This window comes from Ectobacillus sp. (assembly GCF_056992975.1).
In genome coordinates, this window is sequence record NZ_JBXKMX010000197.1 from 1 (window position 1) to 3,195 (window position 3,195).

General features: G+C 37.0%; 4 protein-coding genes. 2 read left to right on the top strand and 2 right to left on the bottom strand.

Going from position 1 to position 3,195, the window contains the following annotated elements:
• Window positions 1-272: 272 nt before the first annotated feature.
• Window positions 273-488, bottom strand: a complete 216-nt coding sequence (locus tag AC11ZT_RS09005) for a hypothetical protein (RefSeq protein WP_484059277.1) — start codon at window positions 486-488, stop codon at window positions 273-275.
• A gap of 194 nt (window positions 489-682) precedes the next feature.
• On the opposite strand from AC11ZT_RS09005, the gene pdaB reads away from it, so the two are divergent.
• Entirely contained in the window at window positions 683-1,447 is a 765-nt protein-coding gene (pdaB, locus tag AC11ZT_RS09010; RefSeq protein WP_484059278.1) for a polysaccharide deacetylase family sporulation protein PdaB, read from the top strand.
• Window positions 1,448-1,488: 41 nt separating this feature from the next.
• Here pdaB and AC11ZT_RS09015 read toward each other — a convergent pair whose 3' ends face one another.
• The gene (locus AC11ZT_RS09015) at window positions 1,489-2,106 is read right to left on the bottom strand and encodes a KinB-signaling pathway activation protein (RefSeq protein ID WP_484059279.1); all 618 of its coding nucleotides are present in this window, start codon (window positions 2,104-2,106) and stop codon (window positions 1,489-1,491) included.
• 148 nt (window positions 2,107-2,254) lie between these two features.
• Here AC11ZT_RS09015 and gerD point away from each other — a divergent pair, with 148 nt between their 5' ends.
• On the top strand, window positions 2,255-2,848 hold the full coding sequence (gene gerD / locus AC11ZT_RS09020) for a spore germination lipoprotein GerD (RefSeq protein WP_484059280.1): 594 nt from the start codon (window positions 2,255-2,257) through the stop codon (window positions 2,846-2,848).
• Window positions 2,849-3,195: the final 347 nt, after the last annotated feature.

Here is a 3,195-nt window from a genome sequence, read left to right on the forward strand (position 1 = left end):
ATGTATTAGGCACGCCGCCAGCGTTCATCCTGAGCCAGGATCAAACTCTCCATAAAAGTTAAAGTTTGTCTAAGCTTAAAAAAATAAAACTGACGTTTCATGTTTTGTTTAGTTTTCAAAGAACTCAACATCGCTTAGCAGCGACTCAAACAATATAACACTTTTAAAAAATGATGTCAAATATTTTTTTATCATTTTTGTATCGCTTTCATATCAGCGACGGTTAATAATGTAACACATTATTATATGTATAGTCAACACTAATTTTAAAACTAGTGTATTCGTTTCCTCGTATACCGTATACATTCTTCTGGAGATGTAATTCGCATAAACAATTGAAAGACAATCCTATAACGTTCTTCCATTGCTCGTTTTACAATATAGTCAATACGCTCATCTTCAAAATCAAACAACATCTCATCCATTTCTCTTTTTAACATATATTCTAATTCCCTTAATTCTTTTTCATTTACGATAAACGCTAGCACGCCAACACCTCTTTACCCGAATTATTAGAATAATTATTTCCTAAATTTCTTTTTTTATCCTATTCAGAAGTATTCCCCACAAAAAAATCCATTTTTCCAATCCATTAGAACGCTAGCTACATTCTTTCGTCATGTTCCTTAAACCAACCGCATATATGTAAATGAAATAGAATGGACAAGGGAGAGGATAACCGATGTTTTTCTTCTTTGTAACAAGCAAAGGAAAACTGAAACAAACAATGCTAATTATTGTGCTTTCCCTATTTACTGCGTGGATTGTATTTCTTCAAACCTATTCTCAACAAAGCGTTTTTTCTACCGCAACCGGACCAAAGGCAATTTATAAAGGGGATACAAGCAAAAAACAAGTTGCTCTAACATTTGACATTAGTTGGGGAGATGAAAAAGCAATTCCTATTTTAGACACATTAAAGCAGCAAAATGTAAAAGGCGCTACCTTCTTCTTATCTGCCTCTTGGGCCGAGCGTCATCCTGATATTGTAGAACGAATTATGAAGGATGGACACGAAATTGGAAGTATGGGCTACAACTTTAAGGACTACACAACAATGGAGCCTACCTCTATTAGACAGGATCTAGCAAAAGCACACGATGTATTTACGAAGCTAGGAGTAAAACAAATTCATTTACTTCGTCCGCCAGGTGGTAATTTCAATAAAACAACTCTCCAAATCGCACATGAACAAGGAGATACAATCATCCATTGGAGCAACAACTCCGATGACTGGAGAAACGAAGGCGTTGACACCATTGTTGCAAAGGTAACAAAAAACTTGCATCCGGGAGATATTATTTTGCTGCATGCATCTGATTCTGTCCTGCAAACCAATACAGCACTTCCTATTTTGCTGCAAAAGCTACAAGCAGACGGATATTCAAATGTATCTATCTCCGAGTTAATCGCAAACACAAAAGCAAAAACCCAGGATATCCAATAGTTATTTCACCTTTGGAGCAAAAAAGGTAATGTACAAGGAGACTACCCCTTATACATTACCTTTTCTTTATTTGTAATTCGGTGCAACATTAGCAATTGATACGCATTGCAGACTAACAACGGTACAAGCATTATATACATCCAATCACGATCATTTACACGAAGCGCAGGTACCCATTCGACAATGGTAACTACAATCATAAAAAATAAAGCAGGAATAAAAGCTTGCCTATTTGTTTCTTTACTTTTAACAATCGCAATTACTATGGCACTGACGAGCAGCCAAAACGCAAGCAGAACATTTGAAAGAAGGGTAGCATTATCATGTAATAAGACGAGCGATCGCAAGTATACAAAGTCGCAAAGAACAAACACTACTACTACCACTTGAAAGCCGTTCCATAACCAGACAGAACGAAACATGTGTAAACCAAAACGATGTAATGTTAAATACGCAAAAAAACCCATTTGACTCACAACACTAAAAATAAAACCAACACCTAGAAGCCAAAGGGAAACAGTAATAAGTTCCATTGCTTGAAAATTCGAAAAATTAATTTTGTACGTATTCCATCGTAAAAAAAGCCCTATTATGATTGTACTTACTCCTCCAAGCAGTAACGTTGAGAAGAAAAAGTGAACCCATGTCCTACTGGTCACAAAACCCACCTCCACCATAATTATGAAAATGATTTTTGGTACTAAAATTGTAACAACCTATTTTACAAAAAGCTAGACATGTTTATGCATAATTTCCCGCTAATTATTTATATTAAAAAAGAAAAAGACGCGAAAGGGGCTCCGGCATATGAAACGGATTCCGTTACTACTATTATCTGCTGCTCTTATCCTTCTAGCTGCATGTGCACAGGAACAGTCCGCTAAAGCAGATCAAGGCTATGATCAGACGAAGAAAATGATTGTAGATATTTTAAAAACAGACGATGGTAAGAAAGCAATACAATCTGCATTAGCAGATGATAAGGTCAAAAATGCCCTTGTATTAGACGAAGCAGTCGTAAAAAAAGCGATTGAGGATGAAATATTATCCGATAAAGGGCAGCAGTTTTGGCAGAAAATGTTTAGTGACCCGCAATTTGCAACATCCTTCGCGAAAAGCATGGAAAAAGAGCAAACCAATCTCATGAAAACATTGCTAAAGGATCCAGATTATCAAGCAGGCATTACGGATATTATGAAAAATCCTGAAGTAGAGAAAATTATGCTTAACGTAATGAAAAGTACAGACTATCGTAAGTACGTTCAACAAGTCATCACTGAAGCATCTGATAGTCCACTCTTCCAAACAAAAATGATCGACATTCTTACAAAGGCGATGCAAAAAGGCTCTAGTTCTGGCGGTTCTTCTGGCGGTGCTGCTCAAGGTAAAAGTGGACAATAATGTTCATAACAAATTCATTCTAGGAAAGAATGCTAAAAAAGGTATCCTTCTCTAAGAGAAGGATACCTTAAAAGCATAGACTTCGAAAAATAGGTGCGATGGTAACTTATCGCGCGAACATTTTGTTACCGCACGTAAGCTTTTTATCGTGAACAGGCACAATCCGATCTCTTTTGTTTCCTCTCTCACGCTTTTTTCCCGTGAGCAGGCACAATCCGATCTCTTTTGTTTCCTCTCTCATGCTTTTTTCCCATGAGCGAGCACAATCGGAGCTCTTTTGTTTCCTCTCTTATGCTTTTTTCCCGTGAGCGAGCACAATCAGGGCTCTTTTGTTTCCACTCTCACGC

What these genes read in the sequence shown, in the direction of transcription:
- pdaB (WP_484059278.1), top strand. Translation starts at nt 683, where the DNA reads ATGTTTTTCTTCTTTGTAACAAGCAAAGGAAAACTGAAACAAACAATG.
- gerD (WP_484059280.1), top strand. Translation starts at nt 2,255, where the DNA reads ATGAAACGGATTCCGTTACTACTATTATCTGCTGCTCTTATCCTTCTA.